Genomic DNA, 24,622 nt, shown 5'->3' on the forward strand with positions numbered 1-24,622 from the left:
ATGGCAAAAAGAAAGGAGCAATCGACCAATATGCTCAATGAGCAATGTTTATTGGATGGATCTGATTTGACCTATGCTGTCTGTAAAATAGGTGGGCGCTGGAAACTGTTGATCCTTTGTAACCTGAAAGGAGGAAAGTTGCGTTTCGGGGAAATAAGAAAACTCATTCCCGGCATCAGCGAACGGATGCTCACGCTGCAGCTGAGAGAATTAGAAAAGGACGGAATGGTCAAACGTACCGTGTATGCCGAAGTGCCACCGAGAGTTGACTATGAACTCACAGAAATAGCACAAGAGCTTATTCCAGTCTGGGCCACCTTAGACAAGTGGGGCGCAAGACATAAGGCATTGATGAAATGACTTATCTGAGAAGCACACGAGGTTCCAACGCTTTATTTACTGATAATAGGTTGTATGAAAAATATTTTCTCTATTGTCCAGAGAACAGTATCAGCAAGGACCAGGCCTGTCTGGTAACTATTGAATAAGCCACCAGCTGTTCATAATTGCCAATACCAGACACAGCGGACTATAAAATTTGCTGTCCATTTCGGCAAACCTTGTTTTCCGAAAGCGTTTGCTAAACCCTACATATCTGAAATCACCAATAGCACGCAACAGAAAAATACCAGCTATTATCATCAATGAAATACGCAGATACTCTTTTGGCATCACCGGAGGCAGAAGACCAGCGAGCAGTATATTCACTAAGGCAAATAGGATGAGTCCGAGCGCCACAGCAAAAGTTGCTACGGGGCCGGGCCGGAATAGCTTCCTGCCATTACCATCCGTTGGTATTGCGGCATGATAGCCCCAGTTACCCCCAATCATCCAATAGAGATGCAACATGGCAAGGAGCAGAAAAACAGCAGCATTCAGTAATGGTAAAACAACATTCATCTTATTCAATTAACACGGTTAAACTAAGGGTTAAACACTTCGCGGATCTGGCTTTAAAGGCATGCGGCCTACCTTTTGAACTTCAATACCCGGGTAGCCAAAATCCAGCACTACTTTTCCCTGCACCAAATAGACACCATTTCCATTCAAAGGAAAATTTTTCAGTGATGGAGGGAAATGTACGGTATCGAAGAAGTTACCTTCCACATCAAGAAAGGTGCCAAACTTCATGTACTTACCATTTTTGGTATGAACAGGTTTATCGCAAACAAAATCACCTACCATCCGGACCACCTTGCCTTCATATTGGCGCAGGTCTTTGGACAGCACATCACCCCGATAGTCACTCTTTGCAATATTGAACATAGTTCCCGAAACAGGAAATCCAATCAGCTCTATCTCGTCGTACAAGTCTTCCAGCAAAGAGGTTTCCAGCTTTGGCAGAATTGGTCTTGAGGATTCATTTTCAAAAAGCATTGACTGCCATATTTAATCCTGATCCGGTCCATTGCCTGTGAGAGGTTAAGATCCGTAACCGTATCATCAAAAAGATTGACCTGGTAACTGCCACTGACCAGATTACTGCCATTGACACATTTACAAAGTACTGATTATCAATGATGCTAATTTGGTTGCCCGGTCTTCGACTCCGCTCAGACTGACCCAGATCGTGTCATTTTCAAAGAGCTTACTTGCTCCAAAATATAGTTACTCAGTTTGACACCGACCAGGCGAATCAACATACGGCGTGAATACAGGGAGCTGAACAGTTCGAACAGCCTTGAAGACAACACCCTTTCGGATGAGGTGTAAGGCACACGTATCTGTTTGGTTTCTGTATCAAAATTGCTGTATCGTATTTTCAGCGTAAGGGTGGCAGCCAACTTCTGATCCCGGCGAAGATCAAAGGCCAGTTCATCAATCATAGAAAACAACACCTTACGAAGAAGCTCCATGTCGATGGTATCTTTTTCAAAAGTGTGTTCCTTGCTGATGGATTTACGTTCCGAATAAGCTACCACAGGACTGTCATCAATGCCGTTGGCTTTCTTCCAGATGGAAATACCGTTCACACCAAGGAGCTTCTGCATATTATTGGGCTGCATCTCCTGTAACGCCGAAACCTTAGAGATACCCATATTGCGTAGTTGCATATAGGTCTTCTCGCCAATCATAGGAATCTTGCGGATGGATAAAGGTGCCAGGAATGGCCGTTCCAAGCCTGAATTTACCTGTTTTTCCCCGCAAGGCTTAGCTTCACCAGTTGCAATCTTTGAAACGGTCTTGTTGCCGGAAAGACCAAAAGAAATCGGCAAGCCTGTCTCTTTGATAATTTTAGTTCTCAGCTCTTGCGTCCATTTCCAGGTGCCGAAAAAACGGTCCATTCCGGAAACATCGATATAGTGTTCATCGATGCTGGCTTTTTCCACCAACGGTGCCCGTTCTGAAATGATATCAGTTACCATATTGGAGTACTTGCTATACTCGTCGTAATCGCCTTTAACCAGGATGGCTTCGGGGCACAACTGCCGGGCGAGCTTCATGGGCATAGCACTGTGAATCCCGAACTTTCGTGCTTCGTAACTGCACGATGCCACTACGCCACGGTCGGAGGTTCCTCCGATCAATACCGGCATGCCTTTCAGCCGGTCATTTTGCAGTCTTTCGACAGATACAAAAAATGTATCCAGATCACAGTGAATAATATGCCTTTCCATCTCCTTTCCGATTTATTTGTTACTTTTGATACAATTCGTATCATTTCATTGATTGTAATAATAGCAAACATAAAATGGATAGTCAAAAAATATTTTTCAACACCAACATAAAATTCCTCCGTGAACGCAGGAAGATGAGCCAGGAAGCCCTTGCAGGCAGGATTTCACTCACGCGTACGAAATTGAATGCGTTGGAGAACGGGCATACCAAGGCGCCACAGCCGGAAGACTATCTGAATTTCTCAGATTTTTTCAAGATCAGCGTGGATAGCCTGCTAAGAATAGACCTTTCGAAACTGTCAGAGCTAAAACTCAGAGATCTGGAAGCAGGCAACGACGTGTATCTGACCGGCGGAAAAATAAGGGTGCTGGCGATTACGGTTAATAGCGAAAACAAAGAGAATGTCGAGTACATTCCTGTGAAAGCCAAAGCAGGATACCGTGCGGGTTACAGTGATCCCGAATACCTGGCGCAGTTTCCAAAGTTTACGATGCCCAACCTGCCCAAAGGACATACCCACCGTATTTTTCCGACGACCGGTGATTCGATGCTGCCCATTCCGGAAGGCAGCGATATAATAGGACAATACGTTCAGGATTGGAAAAGCCTGAAAGCCAACATGCCCTGTATTGTTATCCTGAAAGGGGAACAGGATTTTGTTTTCAAACAGGTGACCGTTAATCCGGATAATAGCGTGCTGCTGAAATCCTACAATAAACTATATGATCCATATACAGTTGGTGCCGACGACATACTGGAAATCTGGAAGTTTTACAGTTTTAGCAGTAAGGAATTGCCGGAACAGCAAACGGATATGCAGGTGCTGAGCAAGGCAATTATGGATATACATAAGGAAATCAAAAGAGAAAAGTAGTCATGGCAATGGAGTAATTAAAACTCGTTGAGGATGAAGGGCAACTAAAGCTTCCACAGGAACTGCTGGAATACAAATCTTCATTTTTCAACAAGGGGGGTAAACGAAAGAAAGGGAGAAAAACGGTCACGACTTTCGTGTAGATTTTTCTCTGTATACTAACACAGTATGTTTGATTCTAAGAGGCAGTTACTGAGGAACAATAAATTTTTTGGTCTTAAGTCAAGATTATGAAAAACAAAAATTCTCATTACATTATTGCTGTTGAAATGGGTTTCTGAAGGTAGTTGCTGAAACTGGTTCATATAGCCGACCTGCACATATGCCTTTTGTAGGTTGGTAACCTAAGCCTACAAAAAGGCGGTTTTGGTCAAACAGGTTTAAGAGGTGTTGATTAGCTCTAAAAGTACATGTTAACTTTTATCTAGATTTTATTGTAACTACCGTTTTAAATTGCAGCTCTGAGCAGTTACATATTACCTCAAAATTCTGGTTAGTATGACTACTAATCGAAACAGTCTATCAGACCTTGGGAAAATGGCATAGTCTCAGCGGTAGGCGTGAATTAAACAGCTATCACTGCATTATATAAGTCGGGGAAAAAAAATATAAGATATATTGTATCAATTGATACAATATATCTTATATTTGTACCGCTTTAACAATGAAACATAATTAGCAATGGCTGGAAGGCAGAAAATATACAATGAAGATGCTGCGCTGAATGCCGCTATCGATGTGTTTTGGCAGCAAGGTTATGAAAAAGCATCCTCCCGGGATCTGCAAAAAGCCATGGGGATCGGTTTCAGCAGTTTTTATTTGGCTTATAAGGGAGGTAAGCAAGAATTGTTTGCCAAATCCATGCAACGCTTTTTTACCTTGTATCCCCAGCCATTTCTAAATCTGCTCAAAACCGTCGATAATCCAGTTGAAGCAATCAGACAGTATTATTATGTGATGACTGAACCCAACGGTAAGTTTAGCCAGTTTGGCTGCTATTTCAGTAATACTATTTTTCAAGCTGATGAAAACGAATTTAAAGAAGCTGCGGTCAAAAACCTGGTGGTCATAGCGGATGCCTTTTATGACGCTTTGCTGCGCGCTAAAAATGCCGGAACAATCAATCCGACGATTCCAACTGAACTTTGGAAAACATACCTTTTAAACCTATGGACAGGATTAAATACGACCAAATCCATTGAAAAGGATCAGTCAATACTTAGGGCAACGATTGATTTCAGTTTAAAGGTATTCGGGTAAGACCTTTTTTTAACTCAAACTGTATCGATTGATACATTATTATAAACTTTAAATAACTAACAAAATGGGAAAGACAATTTTAATCACAGGAGCATCATCCGGCTTTGGTTTATTACTAGCAAAGGATCTTCATAATAGGGGTCACATCGTGATCGGTACTAGCCGTACGCCGGAAAAATACGAAGGAAAATTCCCCTTCAAGCTATTGCGACTGGATATTTCAGACGATCAGTCTATTCAGGAGTTCACTGAAAAGATTACCAAACAGGTAGCTAAACTGGATGTGTTGGTAAACAACGCCGGTTATATGGTAACTGGGATCGCCGAAGAAACACCGATTGAAATAGGCAGACAGCAATTTGAGACTAACTTCTGGGGTACTATCAAAGTAACCAATGCTTTGCTACCAATTTTTCGAAAACAAAAATCCGGACAGATTATTACAGTAAGCTCCATTGTCGGGCTGATTGGACCACCGAACCTATCCTACTATTCCGCGTCGAAACACGCAGTTGAAGGCTATTTTAAATCATTGCGGTTCGAATTAAATCAGTTTAACATCAAGGTGAGTGTGGTAGAGCCGGTTTGGTTCAAGACTAATCTGAGCCATAATGCAGTATCATCGACAGGGAGTATTGTTGATTACAACCAGTACCGTCCTAAGGTTAATGCATTCACGCAAAAGGGAATTGATACTGCCGAAGAGCCAACTGCGGTGATACAGATCATTTCCAGATTAATTGATGCGAAGGAGCCAGCATTCAGTAATCCGGTAGGGAAAATGACAGGAATGATCCTGTTTCTACAATCGTATGCCCATAAGATGTTTGAAGGTTCCGTTTTAAAGGATGTACAAAAGGCGAATTAGTAATTTAAATAATCTTAAAATGGAAATCATAAACAAAACGGTATTGATCACCGGCGGTGGCTCGGGCATTGGATACGAAGCTGCAAAATTGCTTAGTGAAGACGGTAACAAGGTCATTCTTGTAGGAAGAACAGAAAGCAAAATACAAACAGCAGCACAGAGCCTGGATAATGCTGTTGCGATTCGGTGTGATATCAATGATGAAGACGATGTCGAAAAGCTGGTTGCAACGATCTCAAAAGATTATCCGGAATTAAGTGTTCTGATTAACAATGCAGGCGCTGCTTTTTTATACAAACATGGGGAAAACGCGGGAGCTTTTCAGAAGGCAACGGCCGAATTTGCGACAAACTACTTTTCGGTTATCCGCCTGACCGAAGGACTGATACCCGTTTTAAAAGGTCAGCCGGAAGCTGCCATTGTGAACGTGACTTCCATTGCTGCCTTCGCCCCAGGTGCTTACCTGCCTTCCTACGCGGATAGCAAGGCGGCCCTGCGTTCTTATACATTATCATTGAGACATACGCTTGCGAAAGACACCGGGATAAAGGTTTTTGAACTGATACCACCATTGGTGAACACCGAATTTTCAAAAGAAATAGGTGGAGAGCAGAATGGCATGCCCGCAAGCGAAGTTGCAGAAGCGTTGATGAATGGCTTTAAAAATGAAGAATACGAGATTCAGGTGGGCCAAACTGCGGAATTCAGAAAATACTATCTCTCAGATCCCCAGGGAGCATTTAATATGATGAATCAAGGATGATCAGCGGTAGGCAGGAATTGGGTTTCCCGTCTACTTGTTTTTACAATTAAAATGTTGAAAAATGGAACCTAAAAAGATTATCACAAACGTGACGATGCTTGTAAAAGCGGAGTGCATCGAGCAGGTTTTGCCACTAGCGAAGGCAACCAGAGAGCAAATCTTGCTGGAAGATGGTTGCGAAACATTTATTCTGAACAGAAGAACACAGGAACCTAACACATTGGTCCTTCTAGCAATTTATAAATCTGAGCAGGCATATGTCTGGCATAACGAACAGACGTATGTGAAAGATTTTTTTGCGTTTTTAAACGGAAAACTGGCGGGTCCGCCCATTGTGGACTATCTGGAAGAAGTTTGATTAAATGGCATGTTCGACGAAAAGTGCAGAGAAATAGCGGAATGAAAATTCTCGACTTTAAGGAGTATTCAAAATATAAAATAGTCGTAAATGGATAGTAAAACAGAAAAGGAGAAGATGCTAGCCGGAGAATTGTATCTAGCATTCGACAATGAACTATTTGAAGAGAGACAACTCGCAATGGATTTGCTCTATCAATTCAATACCCTTCATCCTCGCAAGGCCGAAGAGAGAAAGCAAAAATTAAAAGAACTTTTCGGGTCCGTTGGTGAGAACTTTTGGGTAGAGCAGCGCTTCCATTGCGATTATGGCTACAATATCCACGTAGGAGATAATTTCTATGCGAATGTTGGATGCACCATTCTCGACTGCGCACCGGTAACCATTGGAAATAATGTATTATTTGCTCCTGGTGTTAGCCTGTACACAGCTGGTCATCCGGCTGATACCCAGCAAAGAATTAACGGCCTTGAATATGCATATCCGATTTCTATTGGAAATAATGTCTGGCTTGGCGGAAATGTCATCGTGTTACCAGGCGTAAGCATAGGAGATAATACCATAATCGGTGCAGGAAGTGTGATAACGAAGGATATACCCGCTAATGTAATTGCTGTTGGCAATCCTTGCCGTGTGATTAGAGATAACCTGCATGCTTGAATATTGTGGCAGACGAAGGTTCAGTTAAAATGATCATCAAATAAATTCATGACCAGAAAGCTGCGATTCGCCTTGTGCCCAGCTGGGCGACACAAGAATCAGTTGTCCAAGGTTTTATAGCTGACTTGCGGCATATGTCATAGCAGTATTAAGTTTGGATCCACCAGAGTGCTATCAAAAACTCCTCTGAACTAAAATGTATGGATTTATAACTGTTCAGTTAAGTGTAACTGAGCAGTTATAAAGCTATCACCGTAGGCAATAATCAGGAATTGATCTGGGCCACCCGAAAAGAACAATTGACATCGGAAGGATGTAAAAGACTGATAGCGAATGCAGTAAACACCTATAATCTGTTGCTATTATCCGAAAAACTGGTAGCAGTTGAGTCCGAACAAGACAGAGGTTTTTCTTACAAATGGGCGGAAATATACGCTAAACAACTAATTATTTAGTTTTGACTTTCTCAATGGGCAAAAACCATTACCTCCAAGATTCGGATTAAAGGACTTTCCTATCCTGTTGAATATAAGTAAAATACCTTAAAGCTTCAAAATAAAGACGTGATAGATCCAAATAAAGAACAAACTAGACAAAGTATGAAGCTTAATGTACCAATTGTACATAATAGCCCAAAGATGCTTTCAGGCAAGCTGCTTAGCCATTAAAATATTACCATCGAAGTTGTTTAACAAGCATTATAGGGTCTCTGTTGACTGGGAGCTTGCATGGAATATCTGGCACCAGTTTATTCATTTTGTCACGTCCGGCCGGCCGGATCCATTCTTTAACTCCAAAACGTAATTCCAGTTGGGTATTAGGAAGAAGAGTCGAGTACATTTCGCCAAAATGAGTTGGGTGCCCGTTCACAGGTGACTCTCCGGCCAATAAGGCCATATTATTGTCTTGCACGAGTGTTGCGAACATAATCGCACTGGAAAATGTCTCGGGACCGATGATCACAATTACTTTTCCTTCAAATGGATTGGACACCTTGCCTGGCGCAACTGCCCTGGAAGGAAAGTGCAGTATTTCCCCTGGCAGGGCTTTTTGATAAGTTTCATCACTAAATCCCCACGAAGTTAGTTTGGCCAGATAGGCTTCGCTACGTTTCCAGCTCATCGAATAATCCGTGTAAGGTTTTGGAAAAATGTGCTTGATTATCATATCACCGACCGCGGATGCCCCGCCATCGTTGATACTAACATCAATTGCAAGCCGCGTAACTTTATCGCGACGGATTACTGCAAAAATACTGTCGATACAACGCTCATAAATGAGTAAATCCTGGCTTCCTCTTGTAGCAAAAGAGCGGGCAAAAATATAACCGGTATTACCTAGCCGTCGATAAGATATGTTTGTTGCAATGCTATCCGCCCAAGCCGGGGTCCTTTTTTGTGCGTTTGCATTTCGAATGGATATAGCTGCGTGCTCGTCGCCAAGCGGTATGAGGGCAAGGCTCGCCTTTTGCTGGAATTTGGTAATGGATAACGGCTGGTTTAATCCGGTTTCGAGCGAATCAAAGTATGCTTTATATTTTTCCTTCGCTAGTTGGGAAAATGGATTGGCATGTACCTTAAATAATTGTTCCCGAATGAACTGAAGATCTTCCCGCATCGCTGTGGTCGAAAGCAGATTATTCTGAGCGATTGACAAGGTGCTTATACCTAGGAAAAAATAGATTAAAAGGTAACGTTGAACACAAAGCATATTGGCAAATCATTGACATTTGAATGAACTTAATGAAAAAGATGCATACTAAAATAAAATGTTGCATCAGATCACTATACTTAGTGTAATTCACATATTGCTACCTATGATAAGGTATTGACATACAGCAAAATAAGAAGTTGTATTTATTTATACCATATAATTCTTTGGTCATTTGCTAAAAGAAACCCAACGTATAATTTGTTATTTAAGTAACTGTATTTCAATCACTTAACTTACATCCAAGAAACTTTTGTACCAGTTATACAGGATACCCCAATTATCAAACAATTACACTAGGAAGGATACCTAATTGACGAAAATGACTTTGAGTTTATCTCTCCTGCACCTTTTGAGCACATCAACCGACTGGGCAAATACAATTTTAATGCAAACCCAGAGCTCGGGGACAACGGATTACGGCCATTAAGAAAGCCAAAACTAAATAATTAGTTTCTTAGCGTATGGTTTCGCCCATTTGTAACGAAAACCTCAGACAGACAGACCCTGTTGAAAAAAATCCTTGCAACTTCTACCCACAGCTGGGCACATATTAACCTAGTGGGAGAATACGACTTCTCCGATGGTAAGGATTATAAAACGTTTGATTTGAGCTCGATCATGGATTTGAATCTAGCGCCTTAGAATTGATTATTCCGGGCTAGTGACAAATGAAAATGCTACACAAAAGTCGTGACGGTTTTTCTCCCTTTCTTTAGTTTACCCTAACAAGGAAGAAAGTGATTTTTATCTGAAACACTTTATTCAAACCGTTCCAGTGTATTGTTTCCTCTCTTACTGACCTACAGATAGCGTCTGTTGCCAAAGTAATCCTCGAATATGTAACCGCCATCCGAATAGAACTCAACGAAGTAATTCCCTTATCCCGCAAAAAAAAGCCCGCAAAATTTGCGGGCGTGAGAATTCGATTTGGGATATTCATTCCTCTTCCTTTTTCTCCAATAAGGTTACTAACCGCTCATTCATAGCTACCACATTCTCAATAAGCTTTAACATCAATTGTGTTTGCTGATCATTTGTAGTTTGAAAAATACTATTTTCTTGAATTGCAATAGATGAATTAGTTACGTTTTCAACAAAAGTTCCCGGCTTTACTGATAACATCTGTAAAGGGTCAATTTTTAACAGCTCCGCAACCTTTTGAATTATCTCTATTGTGATTTTAGCTTCACCCCGCTCGTATTTTGTGTAGGCTGCTTCTCCGATTCCGATGTATTCAGCGACCTCAATGGCTTTCTTCTCACGGAGTTTTCGAAAAAGAGCTAAGTTTCTTCCGATGGTTTTGTTATCTAAGATCGTGAAATTGTCAGACTCTATCATGCTCAGTTGTTAAAAACTACTTTTTAATTTGGTAATACTACTTACTGGTAATTGCCTCTTTATTACTAAATAACGAACTTGCAATAGTAAACAAATATAAAAAAAACAGCTGAGACAATGCTGTTTTGGTAACATAAATATACCTTTGGGACATTTCTATTAGCAAATAGGAGTTACCCTAGCTTACGAGCCTCGTCACAGGAATCTGGTAAATTCAAGAAGTACGAGAGTAAGTGAAGCGCCCATACCCTATACTCAATAGGGTTGGGTTCACTTATGTCTTTTGTACTTCTTCCATCCAATGGATGGATAGGCCCTACCAGAGCCTCTGTGACATTAGACGGGTGACCCAACCCTATTTTTTCGGGTCTACCCTTAAAACGGCTCATCATTTTACTCACTGAATTAAGACAAGATAGAGCTTTCAGCACTTTCTTATCTTAATTCTTCAGCTCACAAATTAATCCTGTGAGTAGCCGCCTGCATTCTATAAAATTTACAACTGACAAGGCAATGAACCGTTACCCAAACTTCATTTTCCAACTCATCATTCGTAACCCCGAGTGATCCTTCTACCTTCGGGTTTTACACAAGCATTGGTAAAGTAATGCTATCTCCGTCGCGCGACAGAGATAGCATGGATTCCTATTCCTTTTTTTGACAAAAGCCGCCTAGTATATCGTTTTTTTTCACTCCCAAAACTCAGTTGCAATGAACTTACGTTTTTGCTCCCCGGGCAGAATGCTGCCCTATATTTTCTATCTGGCTCTCGCCTTTGTATTGCTCCTATGCTGGCGGCCGGCTCATGCTCAACAAAATGCCAACCGTGTCAAACCTATGCAAGTGGGAGACCAGGTTCCTGATGTGCTCATTAAAAGAATTGAGAACTATAAAACTTCCGAGGCACAGATCTCAGATTTTAATGGCAAACTGCTAGTCCTTGACTTCTGGGCCAGCTGGTGCGGAGCCTGCATATCCATGCTTCCAAGGATTGATTCGCTGCAACGGCAATTCGATGATAAGATTCAAATTCTGCCGGTAGCCTACCAAAGCTCCGAAGTGATTAATGATTTTTTGGACCGTTACCAGAAAAAAAGAGGTGGACGTATAGTACTACCGGAAGTGATGTCTGACACACTTCTGCACGCTTTGTTCCCACATACTTATCTGCCGCACTATGTGTGGATCAGTACAGAAGGTAAGGTGCTCTCCATTACCGGAATGGAGGAGATGACCGCGGAAAATATACAAAAAGTACTTGACGGGCAGGCAAATACAATTCGCCAGAAGGTCGATGGAAAAGCCATCGCTTATGATACTAAAAAACCGTTATTCATCAATGGAAACGGCGGAGATGGCAAAAATATAGTTTATCACTCAGTACTTTCCGGGTATACCGACGGGCTTGTAAATTCCGGGTATACCATTATGGATGACAGTATAGAGGTGCGGATTGGATTTCGAAACACCACCTTACAATCCATGTTCCAGGTTGCTTACAGTGATAACGGTTACCTTGGTAAGAACCGTGTGATCCTAAATGTGAATACCCCCAGCAAGCTAACATCGACACTAACCGGACAGAGTTATAACGACTGGAGAAAACAAGGCAATGCCTTTTGCTACGAGGTGAAGATGCCACCTCATAGAAGAAAAGAGGCCCATGAAATCATGAAACAGGATTTTGCCCGGTTTTTCAACCAGTACAAAGCTGGAATGCAAAAGAGAAATACCACATGTCTGGTATTAAAAAGAACAGACGATATTGACAGGATCAAGACTAAAGGTGGCAAAAGCATCATGTCTGCCCAGTATGGTCAGTTTACCCTTCAAAACAAAAACCTGTTGTTTCTGGTATCACAACTCAATGTGATTTCTATGCAAAACTCTCCTTACCCGGTAATTGATGGTACGGGTTACAGTGAGCCCGTTGACCTGATGCTGGATGCAAACCTTTCGGATGTTGCAGATTTGAACAAAGCGTTAAAAGCCTACGGGCTCGCACTGGTTGAGGAAGTAAGAGAAATTGACATGCTGGTAATTGCAGATAACATATAAATCAGGCGGAAATGAAAAAAACTGTATTACTCAACATTATGCTCCTGCTACTGGCCAGTAGCACTTATGGGCAAATAAAGATTGACGGTGAGATTCGTTCTGCAACCGATGAACAGCCTCTTGCCGGAGCTGTCATCAGACTGAAAGATGATAAAACAGGAACACTCTCGGACGCAAATGGCAAGTTCTCTCTGATGGTCTCAGATACAACCGTAAGATTAGTCGTGTCTTACATTGGCTACATTACCCAGGAAGTACTTATTGGATCAGGTACTGTAATTGTTATGCTTGAGCTCAATTCGTCTGAGCTTAATGAGGTGGTTGTCTCAACAGGTTATCAGCAGATTCCAGCCGAAAGAGCTACGGGTTCGTTTGCTTTTGCGGATAACAAACTGCTTAACCGACGGGTAAGCCCGGATGTGCTCACCCGGATCTCAGATGTGGTGCCAGGGGTGATTTTCAACAAAGGAAGAAGCAATGCCCTTCGTATACGGGGGCAAAGTACCATTTTTGCTGAGGCGGGGCCACTGATTGTGATCGACAATTTTCCATATGAAGGGGATTTGAACTCACTTAATCCCAATGATGTCGAAAGCATCACCGTCTTAAAGGATGCAGCAGCGGCATCTATCTGGGGAGCAAGAGCTGGAAATGGCGTGATCGTGATCACAACAAAAAAAGGTTCATTTAAAAAGCCGGTACAGCTTTCCTTTAACAGTAACCTGACCTTGGGTACAAAACCGGATTTATTTTATCAGCCAGCTATGTCCGGCGTGGATTATACAGATATAGAAACCCGACTGTTCCGTTCGGGATACTTCCGGGCAGATGAAACCTCCATCAACAAGGTGGCTCTATCCCCGGTAGTAGAACTTCTTATCAAAAACAGGGATGGCATGTTATCCGATGAAGCCCTTTCCAGTCAAATTGCCGACCTTTCCAAACACGATTTCCGCAATGATTTAAGCAAGTATGTCTATCGCAGGAGTGTCAATCAGCAGTATGCGTTAAGTTTAACCTCCGGGACGGAGCATCAAAAGCTACGGGTCGCGCTGGGCCATGACCGCAATTTAAGTCAGCTTGTTGGCAATGGTTACCAGAGAACCTCGGTACAGGTGAACAATACCCTTCAACTACTCGAAAATAAACTCAGGATTGCTACTGACATTTATTACTCCAATAGCAGACAGGATAATAACGGAGTGGACCGATTTGTGATGAATAACAACCAGATGTACCTGTATGCTAGGTTGGCTGATGAAAGTGGAAATCCGGTGGCATTGCCACGTGATTTGAGAGAATCATTTACGGGTCAGGCCCTGGCAGCCGGGCTGTTGCCATGGGAATATGTTCCACTGGCGGAACTCGAATTATCCGATAATAGAAGTAAGCTGACCAATTACCGCTTCAATGCTGATATCAGCTACCGGGTTTGGGATGGCCTGACCATACAAGGGCTATACCAATACGGAGTGGAAACTAACAGCTTGCGAAACCTGCAAAATCAGGAAAGTTATTTTACCCGAAATATGATCAACCGCTTTACGCAGGCCAATGCAAACGGTAGCCTGACAAGAAACGTCCCTTATGGAGCCATCCTGGATATGGGAAATTCGACAGCCTTAAACCACAACGCCCGGCTTCAATTAAACTATGGCAAGAATTTTACAGAACACCACCGCATTGATGCCATTGGCGGAAGTGAGATACGTGACCGGACACTAAAAGGGAACAACACACGGTATTACGGATATAATGACGATTATGCATCCATTCGGCCTGTGGATTATGTCCGACAGTTTCCGGGTTATGTACAAGGTTTTAACACCAACATTCCCAATATGGATGGCTTCACAGAAACATTCGACCGCTTCGTATCCTTTTACAGTAATCTTGCTTATAGTTACAAAAACCGCTACTCGCTTACTGCAAGTGCAAGGCTGGATAAAAGCAATTTATTTGGAGTGGAGACAAATCAGAAAGGGGTGCCGTTGTATTCGGTGGGTGGCAGCTGGGAAATCAGTCAGGAAAAATTCTATAACTGGTCAGCTATGCCTTACCTCAGGTTACGAGCAACGCTGGGTTACAATGGTAATATAGACAGGACCGTGTCGGCTTACACCACAGCAAGAGGAGGCAATATCGATATCACTACCCGGCTACCCTATGCACTGATTATGAATCCTCCTAATCCGCAGCTGCGTTGGGAAAGAATTAAAATGATCAATATCGGGCTTGATTTTGCCAGTTTGAACCGCCGTATTTCAGGAAGTCTGGAATATTTCACAAAGTCTGGTATTGATCTGATCGGATCTGCTCCAATGCCTCCTTCATCAGGTGTGGTAACCTTCCGTGGCAACAATGCCAATACAACGGGCAGAGGTTTTGATCTGGTTGTTAACAGCCAGAATATTACCGGTGCCTTCCAGTGGGACACCCACCTTCTCGTAAGCCATGCAAAGGATATTGTTACATCTTATGATGTGAAGGCTACATCACAAGCATACGCGCAGGGAGGTGATAATATGTCGTCCGGAGCACTTCCGATGGTCGGCAGGCCATTGATGTCGGTATATGCCTACCGTTTTGGAGGACTTGACCCCGAAAACGGTAACCCGATAGGTTTTTTAAATGGGGCTGCCAGTCAGGAATACAATGATATTATAACCAGCACACAGCCCGAAGATCTGATTTACTTTGGCCCGGCAAGGCCAACACTATTTGGCTCGATCCGTAATCAGTTCAGCTACAAAGGTTTTTCACTCTCCGCGATGCTCAATTTCAGGTCAGGTTATTATTTCAGAAGAAACTCAATTCGCTATGGTTTAAATCAGGGGCTTTCGTTTCAGCACGGTGATTACGGCTTGCGGTGGCAACAGCCCGGTGATGAAAAACACACTTCAGTACCTTCCCTGCCGGCATCAGGACTCGTAGCCAGGGACAATGTCTACATATTGTCCGAAGCGCTGGTAGAAAAAGCTGACCATATCCGTCTGAGAGACGTTCAGCTTTCCTACGATTTTACAAAGCGGCAACTTGGAAAGATGCCAGTCCGGAACTTGCAGTTTTATGTATATGCCGACAATCTGGGCATCATTTGGAAAGCCTCCAAAACTAAGTTGGATCCGGATTATGCCTTTTCCGCATTTGTTCCCTCCCGGACACTCTCTGTCGGAGTAAAAGCAGATTTCTAATTAAACCAGTTGAAAAAAAATGAAAAACCGATATTTATTTTTAGTACTTCTGTTCTTATGCCCCGGTTGCGAGAAGTATCTGGATCAAAAACCGGATAAGGCACTTGTAGTGCCAACTACTCTGGCTGATTTCAATGACCTGCTGAATCACAGTGATTTTATGAACTTCACTCCCGGACTTGGTATCGTAGCGGGCGATGAATACTACATGCCTAAAAATGGCTTGGATGCATTAACCAATTTGATAGAAAGAAACAGTTACATGTGGGAAAAAGACCTGTATGTGGGTACTACTTTCGCCCCGGATTGGAGAGATCCTTACAGACAGGTGTTTTATGCCAACGTCGTGCTGGAAGGTCTGGGCAAGATCATTCCATCGGATGCTGAAAAACAGGAGTGGAACAGGCTTAAAGGCAGTGCATTGTTTTTTAGGGCGTGGGCATTTTACAACCTGGCACAGCTCTTTGCTGATCCTTATGACCCTGCTACGGCGGATCATATCCTGGGAGTTCCTTTAAAATTGCAGGCAGATGTCAATTCCCGTGCTGACAGAGGCACACTCAGACAAACCTATCAGCAAATCCAATCAGATCTCCAAGAAGCGGTTAAATTACTTCCTGCCAAAACGGTTGTTCCAACGCAGCCTTCTAAATCGGCAGTCTATGCCTTGCTGGCCAGAATATTTCACAATATTGAAGACTACGGCACTGCATTGTCTTATGCAGATTCCTGCCTGTCGATAAAAAATGAACTGATCGATTATAATACGGTTAATCCTGCACTGGTCAGGCCGATGCCCAGGTCAGCAGAAAATCAGAATGTCGAGGTACTGTTTCACGCTACCGCTGTCAGATATGGATTTTTTAGTTCCAGTCTTATTTTTCCTGATTCTGTTCTTGTTAAATCCTACGAGGAGAATGATCTTCGAAAGACACTGTTTTTTCATGCCACAACGGGTAGGTTTATCGGTACCTATACCGGAAGGTCCCCTCTGTTCACCGGGCTTGCGACAGATGAAGTACGTTTGGTACGAATCGAAAGCCTGGCAAGGTCATCACAAAAGCAAAAGGCTTTGGATGAGCTGAATCAGCTGGTTGTAACCAGATACAAGAAAGGAACCTATGTTCCAATTACCGAAAGTAGGCCCCTGGAATTGTTAGAGCTGATTTTAATGGAACGAAGAAAGCAGCTATTTTCAAGAGGTGTAAGATGGAGCGATCTTAGAAGGTTAAATAAAGATCCCAGATTTTCAAAAACACTTTTTAGAAAACTTGAAATGAATCTTCTGTCTTTACCACCAAATGACGCCAGATATTTGTTTACCATTCCGGAAGATGAAATTCTGGGAAGTGGCATTCAGCAGAATAACCGATAAACAAAAAGTCCCCGTAATGGGGACTTTTTGTTTATCGGGCACTTACTAGTTTTCTACAAGCTGCCCTTGTGTAACAACACCGGTAGGATTGCCAGATCCATCCAAACCTTCCGCAGTACACTGATCGGTACTGCTATTGCAGCTATACTGTCCTGGGTCTGGCCCAATCTCAATGTCTCCCAGGGGTTGCCACGCACCCTGTGCATTTTTATAGAACTGAGGAGCAACGGTTCTGTTGGTAGTAGCCACAGCCAAAGTGGTTCCTAATAGAAGTGCAACAACAGGCAGGTACTTGATTTTTGCAAGATTTTTCATAATCGTAAAGTTTAGAAATGAAAATAAAACAAACGGTGCTTACTCTGTTTTCAGGTTTTCAGCGGCCTGTGCACTAAATTAATGCAAGATCATACCCTGGCGTAATCGGGGCAGCCGTTCTGACTGAGCCGGACTACGTCTTTATATTTTTTCCAACTCTGAATCTGCATTCAGTGATTTTTGGATTCTTACCGATGCTATTGAGAAAAAGAGAAAAGTCAGATTGAATATAAAATGGGTGGTGAATTTCATTTCATTTAAGACACCCCCACAATTGCAAGGCACACGATCAAAAACATTGAGCACTACCAATCCCATGTAGATGCTAAAAACAAACATCAGAACACAGGACACCCACAATCCGGTCAGACGAAACGGTTTCGAAAGCAGCATTGCAACTACGACTAGCTCTACAAGTGGCAACAGCCAGAGCATAGGTTTGACAGACCACTTAGGGATCACCTGATTACAGAGTTGCCTTTCAAAATCGGCCAGGTCATGGAGTTTTGAAACTGCTGTATACGTAAAAAGCAGTATCAGCATCGTGACCATTAGACTTAACAGTAGCTGATTTTTTTTGATGGTGCCAGTTTTCATTTTTAATCTGGTTTTATAGCCTAACCATTGCTGGTAACATTTAAACTTTTGACTAAAACTAGCATGATATTTTTTTAGCAGACTTTAAGTAGTTGAAGTCTGCTAAAGTTTTATTTTTTAAGTGGATACACTTTTGTTAAAGATTTTTTCTAACATCACTCAACCATGACGGGGATATTTCAAGATAACATGAGATGTCCCTTTGCATGATCCGCTGAAAAGGAAATACCATACAGAACTGCTGATAAGCCTGCAGGGCCGGAAGTGAACACAGGTGTGATTTAATTTCTGCCTTATTTCTGTCATTTAGTAGAATTTTACTTGATAGCTTCGCTGCCTCTAAAAAGCGGTTAAAGAGGTAGGTCACACTACGCTCATGAATTGTTGTCAACAATGAGTCTTCCAGCAAAATGATTTGATCGGCTGCCGGGGTTGTACCTCCATTGGCTTCAGCTAATAGCATTGTTTCATCCTGCCTCCAGAAACGGGTAATGTGCTCGTTGCCATTCAGATCAAAATAGTTTCCCTTTGCCAGCCCTTTGCGTAGAAACCAAATTCCGGGCATCACGCCATTACTTGTTATAACCTCTCCTTTTTTGAACTTTTGATCAATCATCACTGCTTGAAGAGCGTTTTTGAATTCACTGCCAAGTGGATAGAATTCTTCCAGATGGTCTGTCAGGTCGAAGATTTTCATACGTTTTGTGAGATTTTCTGATTGGAAACAGTCTATTGAAGTCTTGCTGACATCTATTTTATCTTTGTCAGAGACTTATCAGAAAGCTTGCAAAAGGATTAACAGGGATGAAATACCTGGGACAAAACGACCTGAATCGATTACCAAATGAATCAAAACCGGTATCAATCACATGTCCCTTCAAATCATGCCGATTTGAAGGGAAGTACGTCAGCTCAATCACATTTAAACCAAAAAATGGCTTGTTATCCAATGATGTGCAAGCCTCTGTGCTCCTTCGTCCCTATAATTATCACCAATCTGTTTCAATGATAAATTTTACCGGCTACTCTACATAAATCTTAACCAGAAGATCATGGACAACCGGTTTCACAATTTTTTCCTTCTACGTAGGCCACTACTCTCACTAAACGTTCTATTCAATTTTAACCGGAGTATCCAAAGTGATCCCGCAAAGTTCAATCAGCAAATTCTTGATTTGTTTATGCAAGAGCAGCTGCAGCAGGCCATTTATGTGTCATCACCAGATCTGTATCATTCACTGATGCGGATACTGGATGGTTCATTCCATGGTGAGATCAATAGTATATGCAAATCTCTATACAGGTACCTGATCAGAATGTCCAGCCGGCCCACACCTTTCGGTACAATGGCCGGAATCTGTTGCGGAGAAATATCAAGCCAGCCAACAAGTATTACTTTTACAAAGCCAGCACAGTTGCAACCTGCAATGCAGCTTTCATTCGCTACTTTTGAAAGTCTTTGCAAAGCATTGGCCGCACGTTCCGATGTCATAACTCATCTTGATCTTTGTTGTAATACGAGCCTTTACCGGTTTCAAAATGTTTATCGCTACATCAAAAGGAGCGGTAAAAACAATGACACGTTCACCCAACTCGAAGTGGAAAGTAACCCATTTCTGGATTTGATTATTCACCTTACCAAAACACCGGTAAGTTACCGGATCATACTAAACGAACTTACAAAAGCAGGTCTATCAATTCCGGAATCCGAAGCCTTCATTGAGTCTTTGCATGATGAGCAGTTCCTGAGTAGCGAGATTCAAGCTGGTCCCATTTCTGAAAATGGGTTGGATAAACTGATTGCCCGGTTTGATCTCATTGCAAACAAAAAAGAGATAACCAGTGATCTCGGTTTTATAAAAGAAATCGTTTGCCTTGGTGGCTGTTTGAGGACTGCCTCTGAAAAAATCAGGGTAATTCTTGGTAGGTATTATACTGTTGAGCCAGATGAACAAGTTCTGTTGGTCAATTCTGTGTTGGCCGAAGATAGCTGCAACATCAAGCAAAGCACAATATCCATCATCCACAAAGAGATAGATGAATTGATGGCTTTGTCAAGTGAAACGCTTAATTATGAACTGGAACGCTTCTGTGATGCTTTTTTCAGGAAGTATCAAACACGTCCCGTTCCGCTACTGGAAGCCTTAGATCCCAAAACTGGTATTGGTTATGGTAGAAAAGCCTTCACTGATCAACATGAATTTGAACACATACAAAACCTCACTTTGGGCTCAGCCCAAAGCCATTCGTCAGCTGCTGATCGCCTCGACGGGCTTCGACTTGATTTATACGAAAAAGCTATCTCCCAACAAAAAAAGCTGGCCAGCCTTACCAAGGCCGAACTGGCTAAGTTTGACCATAAAAGGAAACAGACAGCGGACGGGACTTATCTAATGGGAAATCTGCTCACACGATCACAAACAGACTTGGATAAAAATGTCTTTCAATTCAATCTGAATACAATGGGTTCCGCTTCGGCTTTCAATTTAATGAGCCGGTTTTGCACGATTGACCCGGTGCTTAAAGGACTTGTTACCCAATCTATATCTTGTGAAGAACTATTGGATACAAACGTCATGTATGTTGAAATCAATCATCTTGCAGGCAACAAGGAGGGAAACATCCTCAGCAGACCTCATTTAAGAAAATACGAGCTTACCTATCTGGCGGCAAGCAAAGCCAAATCTGAAAACCAGATCTTACCAGAGGACATTCTGGTTTCGGTACCGGATGGCAAACAAATTGTTTTATGGTCAAAAAAGCATAACAAAAGAATATACCCCCGCCTTACCAGCGCTCATAACTATACCGGCGGCCTGCCTGTTTACCGGTTTCTTTGCGATTTGGGAAGAGAGTCCTCCGCTACTGTATTTAACTGGAGTTGGGGCATACTCTCCGAAAGAGATTTTCTTCCCCGTATACAATACAAGCATTTGATTGTATGTAAAGCACAATGGAATCTGACACTTGACATGCTCACAGATGGAGGCAGGAACAATCCTACGGAAAAAGACTTAGAACATTTAATGAAAAGGATGCGTATTCCCAGGTATACCCAAATCGTTGATAACGACCAGCTGCTTCTGACCGACTCGGATAATCCATTAAGTTTAGAAATGCTGCTGGCCACAATAAAGAAAACTTCGCGTGTAAAACTTACGGAATTTTTAGAATCGCCCGAGCAGGGCCTTATCAGAACAAAGGATCAAACATACTGTCATGAGATGATTATTCCTTTCAAAGGATCTGCCTCCAAGGCAAAATCTACTTCCATTACTTTAAATCAGGCCTGTGAAAACAGGTTCTATGCAGCTGGAAGTGAATGGATATACTTAAAAGTTTATCTGCCACAGGCATTGGCTGATTATACGTTACTGCGGAAAATCAAACCAATTTGTGATGAATTACTTCAAAAAGGTTTGTTAAAAAAATGGTTTTTCGTCAGGTATTATGATCCGGACCATCATCTCCGCATCAGATTATTTGTGCCGGGAAGTAATCAGACCGTTTTTGAGGTGATCAGACTGCTTTGCGACTATCTGCAATGTTTGATGGATGAAACAGCAATTGACAAATTTACAATAGACACTTATGAAAGGGAACTGGAAAGATATTCTGCTGCCAGTTATCAGTTAACCGAAACTCTTTTTTACAAGGACAGCATTGCCGTGTGTAATCTGCTTGAATTTATCGAAAAAAACACATTTTTTCAAAAGTGGCATGTAGCTCTCAGAGCGATTGATACTTACCTGAACGCACTAAACTACAATCCGGACACAAAAAGGTCCCTGATCAATCAAGTCCATGCATCGTTTCATATCGAGTTCAGCGGGCAAAAGCAGCACATCTATCAAATGGATAAAAACTACCGTCTCCATTTTCTAGACATCAAAACGCTACTGGAAAACGATCCGCAAAACGAATGTATCCGACAAATAGACGGCTACTTTCAACCTATCGTTTATCAGTGCAGAAAAATTATGAAAAACATTACTGATACACAGTATATGACCGGGTATATTTCAAGTATCATACATATGTTTTTAAACCGTTTATTTTCCATGGAGCACCGAAAGCTCGAATTTGTAGTGTATCATTACTTAAAGAAATATTATGAATCACTTTATTTCAGATAATTAATTTCATATAACAAAGTAGAAATAGTGGTAATAAATTGTCAAATTAACACTTGTCTTCTATATTGGGTTAACGTTTACATCCTCCTCTGTTAGTAAGTCAGTTTCAACTTGAAATTATTTACCTAGCCCAAAGAGGAATGAGCGAAAAACCTGCCCCTGCATTACGTTGTCTGATTATAGATGATGAACCGGATTCACACAAACTTCTTGAATACAACATCGGTCAGGTATCCTGGCTCTCATTAATTGGTAATGCCTACAATGGCCTTGATGCGCTGGCCATGATTACATCTATGAAACCAGATCTTATTTTTCTGGATGTAAACATGCCCAGTATCTCAGGTCTGCAAATGTTAGAAATGCTACCAGACACCAAAGTTCAGGTTATTCTGACCACCGCGTATTCGCGCTACGCGCTTGACGGATATGATTTCAGTATAACCGATTTCCTATTAAAACCCGCATATCTGGACCGCTTCATCAAAGCAGTGACCAAGGCGCTCACAATCCATCAAAGAAGCTATAACACCCAAATTCCATTGCCTCCCATAACAACATTTTCACCTGCTCTGCAATCAGATTTCGACCAGTCCGAATTCAAAGATCTGCCTTCACCATTATTTGGAGAGTCACAGGTAACGCTCAGAGTCGAAAAAAAGCTTCACCGCATCCCATATCAAAACATCATCTTTCTGGAGGGGTTGAAAAACTATGTGAATGTGCACACTTACCATGATTGCCTGACAACGCGAAGCTCTCTGACTGATTTTGAAAACAGGTTACCGGAAAAACTATTTCTCAGGACCCACAAGTCGTATATCATTAACCGTAATTGTGCTTTGGAAATTGAAGGAAACGAAATCTTGCTCGAAAAGGAATTCAAGGTCATGATTTCAAAAACAGATAGATATCAGATACTTAAATCGCTGTCCAAATAACAAACTTTGTAATGCAACCAATCTTTTCTCATGTTTTGGGAAACAGTGTACTGTTCCCCAAAAGTAAAATTGCTCGACTTCTAATCCACCTCTGCTTCTGGATCGCATTTATAATTGCACACCTGTTGTTTTTCCTTCCGGCCCTGATGCGGGGGGAATTAACTTCCGCCATGATCTGTTCCTACGTTCTTTACTATGGAAAGTTTGTTTTCATTTTTTATATCTGCTCCATATTGCTGAGGTTTCTTCGAACCGGGGTAAATGGTGCTGTGCTATGGCTGCTACTTTTTGTATTTTGTGTAGCCGTTACACATCTGTTGAATATCATCAGCTTTAAAGTGGCTGACTTGTTGATTGGTCTTGAAAATACAACACTATCATTTGAAATGCTGGGAAGAATGTTCCTGTCCGATTCGCCAAAAGACATAACCACCAAGGTGAGTTTGGTAATATTTAATTTGCAGGATATGCAACTGTTGATACTACCAGTAGGTCTTAAGATGGTCAAGTATGGAATGCGCTATCAAAAAGCCCGTCAGGATCTTGAAACTCAAAGAGTAAAAAAAGAGCTTGATCATTTAAAATCACAATTAGGACCTCATTTCATACTAAATATTCTGAGCTCTGCTTATGTTAAAATACAAGATGTGAGTAAAGAATCAGCCAGTTACCTTGGCAAACTGGCTGATATCATCCACTACTCACTTTATGAGACGAATCAGGACATGATCTCTTTGGAAAGAGAAATCAATTGTTTTAAAAATCTGGTTGATCTTGAGTCTGGCCGGCAGCAATCCCGGGTGATGTTGTCGATTGAGCAGCATGGTACCGTCAAACCGTCCTACCGTATCCCCTCCCTCTTACTGATGACCCTGGCAGAAAACGCCTTTAAGCACGGTATCAAAAATGATAGCTACCCAAGTCGATTGGATGTGAAGATCCAAATTGAAAATGATAAGCTGGATTTTTTTATTGAAAATTCTAAATCGCACCAGGAGGAATCTCCAAAAATAAAGCCGTCAGGGATAGGTCTTCAAAATATCCTCAGACGTCTCCAGTTGCACTTCAATAAGGATTTTGTATTTCATATCAACGAAACGGCAAATGTGTATTCCGTAAACGTAGTGATCCCTATTGCGCTTAAAGACCCATTAAATGGTCTTTGATACCTGAAAATGCTCCATTCATCCCTGCTGTTTAAATTCGTCCCTTATTACGTCTTCATTTGTTGAGTAAAATTTTATTCACTAAATTCTCACAGAATGAAAACGATTAACACAACCAGTAGCAGTCTTTTTAAGGTGAAGTCAGAATCCCGATTTCGATCCGTACAACCCGAAAGAAAAGATACTGACCTGACTACCAGCGGAGCAGTTTGTACCCTGATAGCTACCTGGCAACCGGTGAAGTAAGTGTAAACTTTCTTGTTTGAAATAAAAGGAGGGCGTCTTCTATGTTGAAAAACAAGTCCAGGATTAAATTTTAGGCTTATTTGTTAGATTTTGACAATAAGTTATTAATCTCCCGTTGAAATGTGTTAACCTGAAAGGTTA

Annotated in this window: 22 protein-coding genes; 14 read left to right on the forward strand and 8 right to left on the reverse strand. The window is 41.9% G+C overall.

Annotated features, from left to right (window positions below):
- Positions 1-360 (forward strand): helix-turn-helix domain-containing protein, encoded by a 360-nt coding sequence (locus LZG71_RS28945; RefSeq protein ID WP_233826532.1) that lies wholly within the window; start codon positions 1-3, stop codon positions 358-360.
- Between the two features lie 117 nt (positions 361-477).
- Here the strand turns inward: LZG71_RS28945 and LZG71_RS28950 are convergent, their stop codons facing one another.
- From LZG71_RS28950 to dinB, 3 genes are all read right to left on the reverse strand, one after another.
- Positions 478-900 carry a DUF3995 domain-containing protein gene (locus tag LZG71_RS28950; RefSeq protein ID WP_233826534.1) on the reverse strand — a complete coding sequence of 141 codons (423 nt, stop codon included), beginning with the start codon at positions 898-900 and terminating at the stop codon, positions 478-480.
- A gap of 30 nt (positions 901-930) precedes the next feature.
- Positions 931-1,377 (reverse strand): hypothetical protein, encoded by a 447-nt coding sequence (locus LZG71_RS28955; protein WP_233826536.1) that lies wholly within the window; start codon positions 1,375-1,377, stop codon positions 931-933.
- Between the two features lie 176 nt (positions 1,378-1,553).
- Complete coding sequence (dinB, locus tag LZG71_RS28960; RefSeq protein WP_233826538.1) at positions 1,554-2,618, reverse strand: DNA polymerase IV; 1,065 nt, start codon at positions 2,616-2,618, stop codon at positions 1,554-1,556.
- A gap of 74 nt (positions 2,619-2,692) precedes the next feature.
- On the opposite strand from dinB, the gene LZG71_RS28965 reads away from it, so the two are divergent.
- The 6 genes from LZG71_RS28965 (at position 2,693) to LZG71_RS28990 (ending at position 7,402) form a co-directional block, all read left to right on the forward strand.
- The gene (locus LZG71_RS28965; RefSeq protein WP_233826540.1) at positions 2,693-3,493 is read left to right on the forward strand and encodes a LexA family transcriptional regulator; all 801 of its coding nucleotides are present in this window, start codon (positions 2,693-2,695) and stop codon (positions 3,491-3,493) included.
- Positions 3,494-4,174: 681 nt separating this feature from the next.
- Complete coding sequence (locus LZG71_RS28970) at positions 4,175-4,753, forward strand: TetR/AcrR family transcriptional regulator (RefSeq protein WP_233826542.1); 579 nt, start codon at positions 4,175-4,177, stop codon at positions 4,751-4,753.
- Positions 4,754-4,817: 64 nt separating this feature from the next.
- A complete protein-coding gene (locus LZG71_RS28975; protein WP_233826544.1) occupies positions 4,818-5,621 on the forward strand; it encodes an SDR family oxidoreductase in 804 nt (267 codons plus the stop codon).
- 19 nt (positions 5,622-5,640) lie between these two features.
- Complete coding sequence (locus LZG71_RS28980) at positions 5,641-6,384, forward strand: SDR family oxidoreductase (protein WP_233826545.1); 744 nt, start codon at positions 5,641-5,643, stop codon at positions 6,382-6,384.
- Positions 6,385-6,445: 61 nt separating this feature from the next.
- Positions 6,446-6,742 carry a putative quinol monooxygenase gene (locus LZG71_RS28985; RefSeq protein ID WP_233826547.1) on the forward strand — a complete coding sequence of 99 codons (297 nt, stop codon included), beginning with the start codon at positions 6,446-6,448 and terminating at the stop codon, positions 6,740-6,742.
- Between the two features lie 90 nt (positions 6,743-6,832).
- Positions 6,833-7,402 carry a sugar O-acetyltransferase gene (locus tag LZG71_RS28990; RefSeq protein ID WP_233826549.1) on the forward strand — a complete coding sequence of 190 codons (570 nt, stop codon included), beginning with the start codon at positions 6,833-6,835 and terminating at the stop codon, positions 7,400-7,402.
- A 672-nt stretch (positions 7,403-8,074) separates the two neighbouring features.
- Here LZG71_RS28990 and LZG71_RS28995 read toward each other — a convergent pair.
- Together LZG71_RS28995 and LZG71_RS29000 are read right to left on the reverse strand one after the other, a co-directional pair.
- On the reverse strand, positions 8,075-9,058 hold the full coding sequence (locus LZG71_RS28995) for a S41 family peptidase (RefSeq protein ID WP_233826551.1): 984 nt from the start codon (positions 9,056-9,058) through the stop codon (positions 8,075-8,077).
- A gap of 993 nt (positions 9,059-10,051) precedes the next feature.
- Complete coding sequence (locus tag LZG71_RS29000; protein ID WP_233826553.1) at positions 10,052-10,453, reverse strand: helix-turn-helix domain-containing protein; 402 nt, start codon at positions 10,451-10,453, stop codon at positions 10,052-10,054.
- Positions 10,454-11,164: 711 nt separating this feature from the next.
- Between LZG71_RS29000 and LZG71_RS29005 the strand changes: the two genes are divergently transcribed.
- From LZG71_RS29005 to LZG71_RS29015, 3 genes are read left to right on the forward strand one after another with little or no spacing between them, the layout of a single operon-like run.
- On the forward strand, positions 11,165-12,511 hold the full coding sequence (locus LZG71_RS29005) for a TlpA family protein disulfide reductase (RefSeq protein WP_233826555.1): 1,347 nt from the start codon (positions 11,165-11,167) through the stop codon (positions 12,509-12,511).
- An 11-nt stretch (positions 12,512-12,522) separates the two neighbouring features.
- Positions 12,523-15,705, forward strand: a complete 3,183-nt coding sequence (locus tag LZG71_RS29010; RefSeq protein WP_233826557.1) for a SusC/RagA family TonB-linked outer membrane protein — start codon at positions 12,523-12,525, stop codon at positions 15,703-15,705.
- Between the two features lie 19 nt (positions 15,706-15,724).
- Positions 15,725-17,080, forward strand: coding sequence for a RagB/SusD family nutrient uptake outer membrane protein (locus LZG71_RS29015; protein ID WP_233826558.1), 1,356 nt, complete (start codon positions 15,725-15,727; stop codon positions 17,078-17,080).
- 45 nt (positions 17,081-17,125) lie between these two features.
- Here LZG71_RS29015 and LZG71_RS29020 read toward each other — a convergent pair whose 3' ends face one another.
- From LZG71_RS29020 to LZG71_RS29030, 3 genes are all read right to left on the reverse strand, one after another.
- Positions 17,126-17,395: a hypothetical protein gene (locus tag LZG71_RS29020; protein WP_233826560.1), complete on the reverse strand. Its 270-nt coding sequence runs from the start codon at positions 17,393-17,395 to the stop codon at positions 17,126-17,128.
- A 141-nt stretch (positions 17,396-17,536) separates the two neighbouring features.
- Positions 17,537-17,992: a MauE/DoxX family redox-associated membrane protein gene (locus LZG71_RS29025; protein WP_233826562.1), complete on the reverse strand. Its 456-nt coding sequence runs from the start codon at positions 17,990-17,992 to the stop codon at positions 17,537-17,539.
- A 136-nt stretch (positions 17,993-18,128) separates the two neighbouring features.
- Positions 18,129-18,689 carry a hypothetical protein gene (locus tag LZG71_RS29030; RefSeq protein WP_233826564.1) on the reverse strand — a complete coding sequence of 187 codons (561 nt, stop codon included), beginning with the start codon at positions 18,687-18,689 and terminating at the stop codon, positions 18,129-18,131.
- Positions 18,690-19,173: 484 nt separating this feature from the next.
- Here LZG71_RS29030 and LZG71_RS29035 point away from each other — a divergent pair, with 484 nt between their 5' ends.
- From LZG71_RS29035 to LZG71_RS29050, 4 genes are all read left to right on the forward strand, one after another.
- Positions 19,174-22,128, forward strand: coding sequence for a lantibiotic dehydratase (locus LZG71_RS29035; protein ID WP_233826566.1), 2,955 nt, complete (start codon positions 19,174-19,176; stop codon positions 22,126-22,128).
- 140 nt (positions 22,129-22,268) lie between these two features.
- Positions 22,269-23,069: a LytTR family DNA-binding domain-containing protein gene (locus LZG71_RS29040; RefSeq protein WP_233826568.1), complete on the forward strand. Its 801-nt coding sequence runs from the start codon at positions 22,269-22,271 to the stop codon at positions 23,067-23,069.
- 170 nt (positions 23,070-23,239) lie between these two features.
- Entirely contained in the window at positions 23,240-24,235 is a 996-nt protein-coding gene (locus LZG71_RS29045; RefSeq protein ID WP_233826570.1) for a sensor histidine kinase, read from the forward strand.
- Between the two features lie 96 nt (positions 24,236-24,331).
- The gene (locus LZG71_RS29050; RefSeq protein ID WP_233826572.1) at positions 24,332-24,481 is read left to right on the forward strand and encodes a hypothetical protein; all 150 of its coding nucleotides are present in this window, start codon (positions 24,332-24,334) and stop codon (positions 24,479-24,481) included.
- Positions 24,482-24,622 lie beyond the last annotated feature (141 nt).

Source organism: Dyadobacter sp. CY312, assembly GCF_021390535.1.
Taxonomy (GTDB): domain Bacteria; phylum Bacteroidota; class Bacteroidia; order Cytophagales; family Spirosomataceae; genus Dyadobacter.

What these genes read in the sequence shown, in the direction of transcription:
- LZG71_RS29050 (WP_233826572.1), top strand. Translation starts at nt 24,332, where the DNA reads ATGAAAACGATTAACACAACCAGTAGCAGTCTTTTTAAGGTGAAGTCA.
- LZG71_RS29000 (WP_233826553.1), bottom strand. Translation starts at nt 10,453, where the DNA reads ATGATAGAGTCTGACAATTTCACGATCTTAGATAACAAAACCATCGGA.
- LZG71_RS29045 (WP_233826570.1), top strand. Translation starts at nt 23,240, where the DNA reads ATGATCTGTTCCTACGTTCTTTACTATGGAAAGTTTGTTTTCATTTTT.
- LZG71_RS28965 (WP_233826540.1), top strand. Translation starts at nt 2,693, where the DNA reads ATGGATAGTCAAAAAATATTTTTCAACACCAACATAAAATTCCTCCGT.
- LZG71_RS28950 (WP_233826534.1), bottom strand. Translation starts at nt 900, where the DNA reads ATGAATGTTGTTTTACCATTACTGAATGCTGCTGTTTTTCTGCTCCTT.
- LZG71_RS29010 (WP_233826557.1), top strand. Translation starts at nt 12,523, where the DNA reads ATGAAAAAAACTGTATTACTCAACATTATGCTCCTGCTACTGGCCAGT.
- LZG71_RS28955 (WP_233826536.1), bottom strand. Translation starts at nt 1,377, where the DNA reads ATGCTTTTTGAAAATGAATCCTCAAGACCAATTCTGCCAAAGCTGGAA.
- LZG71_RS29025 (WP_233826562.1), bottom strand. Translation starts at nt 17,992, where the DNA reads ATGAAAACTGGCACCATCAAAAAAAATCAGCTACTGTTAAGTCTAATG.
- LZG71_RS29030 (WP_233826564.1), bottom strand. Translation starts at nt 18,689, where the DNA reads ATGAAAATCTTCGACCTGACAGACCATCTGGAAGAATTCTATCCACTT.
- LZG71_RS29040 (WP_233826568.1), top strand. Translation starts at nt 22,269, where the DNA reads ATGAGCGAAAAACCTGCCCCTGCATTACGTTGTCTGATTATAGATGAT.
- LZG71_RS29015 (WP_233826558.1), top strand. Translation starts at nt 15,725, where the DNA reads ATGAAAAACCGATATTTATTTTTAGTACTTCTGTTCTTATGCCCCGGT.
- dinB (WP_233826538.1), bottom strand. Translation starts at nt 2,618, where the DNA reads ATGGAAAGGCATATTATTCACTGTGATCTGGATACATTTTTTGTATCT.
- LZG71_RS28985 (WP_233826547.1), top strand. Translation starts at nt 6,446, where the DNA reads ATGGAACCTAAAAAGATTATCACAAACGTGACGATGCTTGTAAAAGCG.
- LZG71_RS29005 (WP_233826555.1), top strand. Translation starts at nt 11,165, where the DNA reads ATGAACTTACGTTTTTGCTCCCCGGGCAGAATGCTGCCCTATATTTTC.
- LZG71_RS28945 (WP_233826532.1), top strand. Translation starts at nt 1, where the DNA reads ATGGCAAAAAGAAAGGAGCAATCGACCAATATGCTCAATGAGCAATGT.
- LZG71_RS28975 (WP_233826544.1), top strand. Translation starts at nt 4,818, where the DNA reads ATGGGAAAGACAATTTTAATCACAGGAGCATCATCCGGCTTTGGTTTA.
- LZG71_RS28970 (WP_233826542.1), top strand. Translation starts at nt 4,175, where the DNA reads ATGGCTGGAAGGCAGAAAATATACAATGAAGATGCTGCGCTGAATGCC.
- LZG71_RS29035 (WP_233826566.1), top strand. Translation starts at nt 19,174, where the DNA reads ATGCAAGAGCAGCTGCAGCAGGCCATTTATGTGTCATCACCAGATCTG.
- LZG71_RS28990 (WP_233826549.1), top strand. Translation starts at nt 6,833, where the DNA reads ATGGATAGTAAAACAGAAAAGGAGAAGATGCTAGCCGGAGAATTGTAT.
- LZG71_RS28980 (WP_233826545.1), top strand. Translation starts at nt 5,641, where the DNA reads ATGGAAATCATAAACAAAACGGTATTGATCACCGGCGGTGGCTCGGGC.
- LZG71_RS29020 (WP_233826560.1), bottom strand. Translation starts at nt 17,395, where the DNA reads ATGAAAAATCTTGCAAAAATCAAGTACCTGCCTGTTGTTGCACTTCTA.